The sequence below is a fragment of the Blastocatellia bacterium genome, assembly GCA_035573895.1.
Taxonomy (GTDB): domain Bacteria; phylum Acidobacteriota; class Blastocatellia; order HR10; family HR10; genus DATLZR01.
Genome location: DATLZR010000038.1, coordinates 1 through 6,996 on the forward strand (window position 1 = coordinate 1; position 6,996 = coordinate 6,996).

Consider the following 6,996-nt stretch of genomic DNA (forward strand, 5'->3'; position numbering starts at 1 on the left):
TCATGAGAACGTCCGTCCTTTACTGCTCCTATCATCCCGGTCGCCGGGCGATGGTTCATTGTGCGGCCTGTCGCCGCCCCTTGTGTCCGTCGTGCGATCATCGGATTCGGGGCTTCCCCTACTGTCAGGATTGCATCGTCCGGGGAATTGACATGCTGCGTCGCCCGAGGGTGACGGACGCAGCCGCCCCCCGTCGGCCTCGACAATCACCCGCCCTGGCCCTTTTGTGTGCGCTCATTCCCGGACTCGGAGCGGTTTACAATCACCAGAATGTCAAGGCCATCATCCACTTCCTCATGATCATCGGACTCATTGAGCTTGCCGATGTCACGGGTATCGCCCTCTTTGGCATCGGCGGTGGAGTTTTCTACCTTTTCTCTCTCGTTGATGCCTATCGCACGGCTCAAGCCATCAATGCGGGGCTCGATCCACGGGAAGACGATGAGCGTCTCCGCCAGTTACTGCGCGAGCGCGTGCACGTCCTCGCCGTCGTCCTCATTGGCTTGGGAATGCTTTTCATCGCATCGGACCTGCTCAAGCTTTTCAACATTGCCCTCTCGGTGCGCAGGCTCTGGCCGGTGATCTTTGTGGCCATCGGGCTGTATCTTCTCTACCGCCATTCTCGCCATCGGCGGAGCGGGGACCTCCAAACGACGCGGGACTTCTGGGGCCGACCGGCCTCCCTCTTTGTCCGGGACAGCGGATCGTTCAATGAGAGATCGAGCGACAATCCGCGACTGCCTCCGGCGGGATCGGGGCGGTGAAAAATGGAGGGAAGCCACAGGGTCCATCATTTCACCGACAGGGGAGAAAGTGGTGCGAATCGGTGAAAACCTGTGGCCATTTTCTCAGGAGGGATAGTGATGGGATTTCTCAAAATTGTCGGTGCCACGATTGCGGTTGTCATCGGCTTTGTCATCGCCATGAAACTCATCGGCCTGGTTTTCACGCTCCTGGCCATCACCTTCTGGTTGGTGAAGATGGCCATCTACGTGGGAGTGCTGGCGCTGGTGTGCTACGGCGTTTACCGGTTGATTATTTCTCGCGAGCCTCGCACGCATCTGTGAAGGAGCAGGTGAACCGACCGGGGGAATTCTTCCGCCTCCAGGGCGAGGGAGGGACAGGAGTTTCCGGTCCTAGACCTCGGTGACTTCGACTTGAGGCTCGACTTGAGATTTGTGGAGCAGCGCCGGCCAGTAGGCGATGATTTCTTCCACTCGCGGACGTCCACCGGCAAATCCCGTCACGGTGGGTGGCCCGTTGAGGATGAGTGGCGCAATCTCACGGGTGAACCGCTGGACTGCAGCCTCATCGTGACTGCGAACGGCCACGCGAAGCTGAACCTCCGCCAGATCGGGTGAGGGGGGCGGAGCCAGCGGCCCGTGACAGGCATTGACGCCGACAAATTCCGTAACGATCTCTTCGAATCGGAGGCCGAGTCGGTCCAGCCGCTTGCGGAGGATTTCATCAGCACGTCGAGCTTTGGCGTAGGCGTCGGGCCAACTGTAGACGAGCGTTCCCACTGCTTTGTATCCGGCAAAATAACTGATCGAGACCTTATAAAACTCCGTCGGCGGTCTCCCGCGAACCCCCCAGACGCGGACGCGATCGGGTCCGACGTCTTCCAGGCGAATGGTGGTGAAATCGGCGATGCATTCGGGAGTGATATACTCGCGAGGATCGCCGATCTCGTAAACGAGTTGTTCTTTGATGACGGCGGCGGAGACGCGCCCGCCCGTCCCTTCGTGCTTGGTGACGATGAAGGTTCCATCCTCAAAGGCTTCGACGATGGGGTAGCCGATGCGATCCATATCGGGGATCGTCTCCCACTCGATCTGACAGTTGCCGCCGGTGCACTGAGCCCCGCACTCGATGATGTGACCGGCGACGACGCCAGCGGCCAGACGGTCGTAATCATCGGCGCGCCACCCAAACTCATAGATCATGGGGGCCAACGTGATACCCGTGTCGGTCGTGCGCCCGGTGATGACGATCCGGGCTCCCTGCCTCAGGGCCTCGGCGATGGGAAAGGCTCCGAAGTAGACATTGGCGCTTTGGATGTGAGGGCGAATCTCGGTGAGCGGGCGACCGGTATCAAGATCGCGCAACTCATGTCCCCGGGACAAAAGCTCATCGAGGCGATCGAGAATGTCATCGCCAGTCACAATCCCGATGCGAAGGCCGCTCAGACCGAGGCGACGCGCCACCTCAACAACAGCATCGCGGCATGCCTGTGGATTGACTCCTCCGGCATTGGTGATGACCGTGACGTTCTTCTCCACGCAGAGGGGCAGAAGTCGCTCCATCAGAGGGACGAAGTCACGGGCATATCCCAGGCGGGGATCACGCGCTTTTTGTTTTTGCATGATGGACATGGTGACTTCGGCCAGATAATCCATCGTGAGATAATCAACCGGACCGAGCATCACCTGCTCAAGCGGCGCGTCCAAGCTGTCGCCCCAAAACCCTTGACCGTTGGCAATGCGAATCATTCTCATAAAGCGACGGACTGAGGAATCCTACGGAACAACCTTCCCGTCGTCAACTGTTCCTCGGGTGAACCGCCCTTGAACGAGGGCGGCTTCCGACGCACCTCCCCTTGAAAGATGGCGAAACAGCGAAGGGCTTCACCTCTTCACTCTCGTCCCGGAGTCCGTGGTGAGACCGACGGAAGCATGAAACCGTCTGCAATCTTCCCTCCTTCGGGCAGAAGATCGCTTGATCGGGTGACGGAATTCTGATAATCTCACGCTCGCGTGGTCTCACCAAACTCAACGTGGAGGGAGGGAACTATGCCACTTGCGATGACGCGGCGTCAGTGGTTGCTCAGTACGGGAACAGCGGCAGCGGGGTTAACGCTGCGCCCCTTTTTAAGGGATGGAGTGGTGAAGGGGTCCTCACCGACGGTCTCCGGCGATGGTGTCGTGCGGGCTAAGCTCGATAACAACGAAAACCCCTACGGTCCCTCGGAACGCGCCCGCCGGGCGATTGTTGAGGCCCTTAACGAGGGCTGTCGCTATCCCGGTCCTCAATGGAAAGAGCTGGAGGAGATGATCGCCAAGAAGGAAGGCGTCTCGCCCGATCATGTCCTGTTGGGCAGCGGATCGAGCGAAATTCTCCGCATGGCGGCGATGGCCTACGGTCCGCAGGGAGGGGAGCTGCTGACAGCGTATCCGACCTACGAGGGATTGGAGAACGCTGCGCGCACGGTCGGCGGATATGTCCATCGCGTGCCTCTGGACAAAAACATGGCCCATGATCTGGACGAGATGGATCGGCGAACGACGCAGGCCGTGCGACTCGTCTTCGTCTGCAATCCCAATAATCCCACCGGCACGATTATTCCGGCGGATCGGCTCCGGGCTTTTTGTCGAGAAGTGTCGCGGCGAACGGTCGTCTTTGTGGACGAAGCCTACTATGAGTATGTCGAGGCTCCCGAATACGGCTCGATGATTGATCTCGTGCGTGAGGGGCACAATGTGATCGTCTCGCGGACCTTCTCCAAGATTCACGGTCTGGCCGGTCTTCGAATCGGCTATGCCTTCGCCCGACCGGACATCGTGGCCCGCCTGCGTCAGTTCCGTACGACCTACAGCATCAACGTCCTGGGCGTGAGAGCAGCCCTGGCCAGCTATCAGGACGTGGAGTTTCAGGCTTTCAGCCGTCGGAAAAATGCCGAGGGTCGGGAAGCTCTCTATCGCTTGCTGGAGACGCTCGGCTATCGCTACGTTCCCTCACACACCAATTTCGTCTTCTTCCACCTGAAGCACGAGCTACAGCCCTTCCGCGAGCTGATGCAAAAGCAAGGCATTCTCGTGGCGCGGCTCTTTCCACCCTACACCGATTGGTGTCGGGTGAGCATAGGAACCCCCGAGGAGATGAGGGCCTTTGCTGAAGCTCTTCGGGATTTCACCCTCCAGCAAAAAGCCGCCGCCCGAAAGTGAGCGTCTCTCCTAAAATGTGGTGAGGAGAAAGGGCCAGATCATGAGGAAGCTACTTCTTCTCTTGCCCCTCGTGTGCGGGTGTCTGGCTGCTGCCCAGAGTCAGGAGTTTTGGGAGAAGAAAGAGTATCGTCAGTGGACGGAGCGAGAGTGCCGAAAGCTGCTCGACGATTCTCCCTGGGCGCGAAGCTATACGCTCAGCCAGGTGATCATTGAACCTCTGTCCTCGCCCAGTTCGGAACGCGCCCGCGAAGCCGCGCCGCAAATTCGCTATCTCGTTCAATTGCGCTCGGCGCCGCCCGTCCGCCAGGCCCTGATCCGCCTCGCCCAGATCGCTCAGGGGTATGATCGGTTGTCGGTGGAGGAACAGCGGGCTTTCGACCAAAAGGCCGAATCGTTTCTCCGGCGCGATTTCAGCGAGACTGTCGTCGTTCACGTCACCTATCAATCCAACGTGATGGTGGATCAGCGTGACCTCGAACGCCACTGGCGGATGCAAACCACTGAGCTGCTGAAGAACTCCGTCTACCTCATCAGCGGCAATGGGGAGAAAGTCCCGCTCCTGAGCTACGCGGCGGCGACGGATCGTCCGGAGTTTCAGCTCGTCTTCCCGCGTTACTACAAAGGCCGTCCGATCGCGACGGTTGACGATAAGACGATCAAGCTGGAGTTTCCTCATCCCCGGATTGGACAGCACCCCGATGCCCGTATCTTTCTGGAGTTCAAAGTCTCCCGTATGCGCGTGGGCGAAAACATCGTTTACTGACGCGGTGTGCGTAACCGAATCCGCCTCAGCGCGTGCAGCGGAAGATCTCTCATCGAGAGCGCGGCGCTCGTGGGCGAGTGCGCCGGGTTCATGCGGGTCTTCAGAGACGTGGTTGTGGCTCCTCTCGCCGTGGTCGCGGATGAAGAGGGCTCCCGGTTTTGTCTCGGCTGACGGAGAGGGCCGCTTGAAGCGGCGCTGCTCAGGACGTAGATGGAGGGCGATGCTCCTGCTTGTCAGTTTGGTAAGCGTGACGCTTTATCAAGGCCCGATTCCCACTTTTTATGGAGAAGGCGCAACGACAGTTACTCGTTCACTCGCCGAACGCAGCGACCGCCCCTCAGGTCCTGCCGTCGGGACGGCAGGCATGGTCAGCTCGGCCCATCCGCTGGCGACGCGAGCCGGATGGGAAATACTCGCGGCAGGAGGCAACGCTTTTGATGCCGCCATCGCTGTTTCCGCTACGCTCACCGTCGTCGAACCCATGATGTCCGGAGCGGGCGGGTACGGTACGATTCTCCTCTACGATGCCGAGGAACGCGATGCCGTATTTCTCAATTGCAGCGGACGAATTCCGGCAGCAGTCAATTCCGATGTCTTTCGCCCGCCAACTCCGAACTACCTGGAGAATCGTCGGGGGGCGAAGGCCATCTCCACTCCAGGCGTTGTTCGGTGCTGGGAAGCACTCTGGAAAGAGCATGGCGAGCTGCCCTGGCCGCGCCTGTTTGAATCCGCCATTCGCCTGGCCGACGAAGGATTCCCTCTCACCGAAGCGACGGCGCGGGCCATCGCTGCTTCGTTTGCCGAATTTCCTGACCATGCCCGGCAGATCTACGGGCGAAATGGTCAGCCGCTGACGGCGGGACAGAAGCTCGTCCAGAAAGACCTGGCCCGATCACTCCGACTCATTGCCGACCAGGGAGCCAGGGTTTTCTATGAGGGCGAACTGGCTCAGGCGATTGCCGGGACGGTGCGAGAGGCGGGAGGCTTCCTCACTCTTGACGATCTCCGTCGCCATGAAGCGGAATGGTGGGATCCCATCAGTATCACCTATCGGGGCTATCGGATTGTCACTGCCTCTCCGCCTGCTACTTCTTTCGATGCGCTCGTTCGCCTGGGAATCATGAGTCGGTTCCCGGTGAAGACCCTCGGCCCGTCGAGCGCGGCTTTCCTTCACCGATTTGCTGAAGCGACGAAGATCGGATACCGCGTGCGATTGCAGTACGCCGGAGATCCCGAGGTCGCCCCGCCGCCGTTGAAACTTCTTCTGTCCGAGCGATACTGGGCGCAAGAGGCCGCAACCATTGATCCACAGCGGGCGAAACCCTTCGCGATGCCGGGAAGGGAACCGGCAGGTGATCGCCATACGACGCATTTTGTTGTAGCCGATCGGTGGGGCAACATTGTCTCGGCCACGCTCACGCTGGGTAATCTCTTCGGCAGTCGCATCATGGTGAAGGGGACGGGAATCTGGCTCAATAACTCGCTGGCCTATTGTACCTTCGAGCCCAAGGGAAATCCGATGGATGCGTGGGCGGGGCGGCGCAAGCTCTCGGGCGATTGTCCGATTCTCATTTTCCGCCGGGGCCGACCGTGGGCGGCTCTGGGGACGCCGGGAGGTCATGCGATCTCGCAGATCGTCGCCCAGATCGTGATGAACCTCGTTGATTTCGGCATGACCATCGAGCAGGCCATCGCCTCTCCCCGGATCAGTTTCGTCGAGCCCGATACCATAGCGGTCGAACGAACTATTCCCGCGCCCGTTCGGGCGCAACTGGTCGAACGAGGTCACAAACTGCGCGTCCTTGATGCTCTGGGCAATGCTCACGGGCTCACCATCGAATATGATCGGCAGGGACGACCCGTTCGCTTCACCGGCAGCGCTGACCCGCGCGGGGAGGGCATGGCTCTTGGATTATCAAAGTAGCGCGGACGCCACAGGGAGCGCAGATTTTCAGTCTGCGAAAAGCAAGCGCAGGCGAGAAAGCCCGTTACAGGTGGCGAAAGACACGGGCTGGAAAGCCTGCGCTACTGCAACGGTTGCGCGTCGTCCGCGCCACCATTTTTCGGTAAGGAGTGGGAGATGATCAAACGATTCGCCGCCGTGTGCATCGTGAGTGCGCTCGCGCACAGCGTTGTCGTCCCGCGGAGCGGGGATGGCGATCTGATGAAAGAGTTCCGAGCAGCCACCGTTCTGTGGGAAGAGGGAGATTATCTTTCTGCTCTCTCGCGTTACCTGCAGTTGCTCAGGGGACCGGCGGGCGATCAGTTCGTTGAGTCAATCGCAGAGCA

The 6,996-nt window shown here is 59.8% G+C and carries 7 protein-coding genes; 6 read left to right on the forward strand and 1 reads right to left on the reverse strand.

Annotated elements, in window-relative coordinates; genetic code table 11:
- Both VNM72_04220 and VNM72_04225 read left to right on the forward strand, forming a co-directional pair.
- Window positions 1–764, forward strand: a 764-nt coding sequence (locus tag VNM72_04220; protein ID HXF04604.1) for a B-box zinc finger protein, incomplete at its 5' end; no start/stop codon positions are given.
- A gap of 99 nt (window positions 765–863) precedes the next feature.
- Window positions 864–1,067 carry a hypothetical protein gene (locus VNM72_04225; GenBank protein HXF04605.1) on the forward strand — a complete coding sequence of 68 codons (204 nt, stop codon included), beginning with the start codon at window positions 864–866 and terminating at the stop codon, window positions 1,065–1,067.
- Between the two features lie 69 nt (window positions 1,068–1,136).
- On the opposite strand, the gene VNM72_04230 is transcribed toward VNM72_04225, so the two are convergent.
- On the reverse strand, window positions 1,137–2,498 hold the full coding sequence (locus tag VNM72_04230; protein HXF04606.1) for an acyclic terpene utilization AtuA family protein: 1,362 nt from the start codon (window positions 2,496–2,498) through the stop codon (window positions 1,137–1,139).
- Window positions 2,499–2,792: 294 nt separating this feature from the next.
- On the opposite strand from VNM72_04230, the gene hisC reads away from it, so the two are divergent.
- The 4 genes from hisC to VNM72_04250 all read left to right on the forward strand — a co-directional run.
- A complete protein-coding gene (gene hisC, locus VNM72_04235) occupies window positions 2,793–3,944 on the forward strand; it encodes a histidinol-phosphate transaminase (GenBank protein ID HXF04607.1) in 1,152 nt (383 codons plus the stop codon).
- Window positions 3,945–3,984: 40 nt separating this feature from the next.
- Window positions 3,985–4,707 (forward strand): hypothetical protein, encoded by a 723-nt coding sequence (locus VNM72_04240; protein HXF04608.1) that lies wholly within the window; start codon window positions 3,985–3,987, stop codon window positions 4,705–4,707.
- Window positions 4,708–4,927: 220 nt separating this feature from the next.
- Window positions 4,928–6,631, forward strand: a complete 1,704-nt coding sequence (gene ggt / locus VNM72_04245) for a gamma-glutamyltransferase (GenBank protein ID HXF04609.1) — start codon at window positions 4,928–4,930, stop codon at window positions 6,629–6,631.
- A 156-nt stretch (window positions 6,632–6,787) separates the two neighbouring features.
- The coding region (locus tag VNM72_04250; protein ID HXF04610.1) for a hypothetical protein at window positions 6,788–6,996 on the forward strand (209 nt) is incomplete at its 3' end.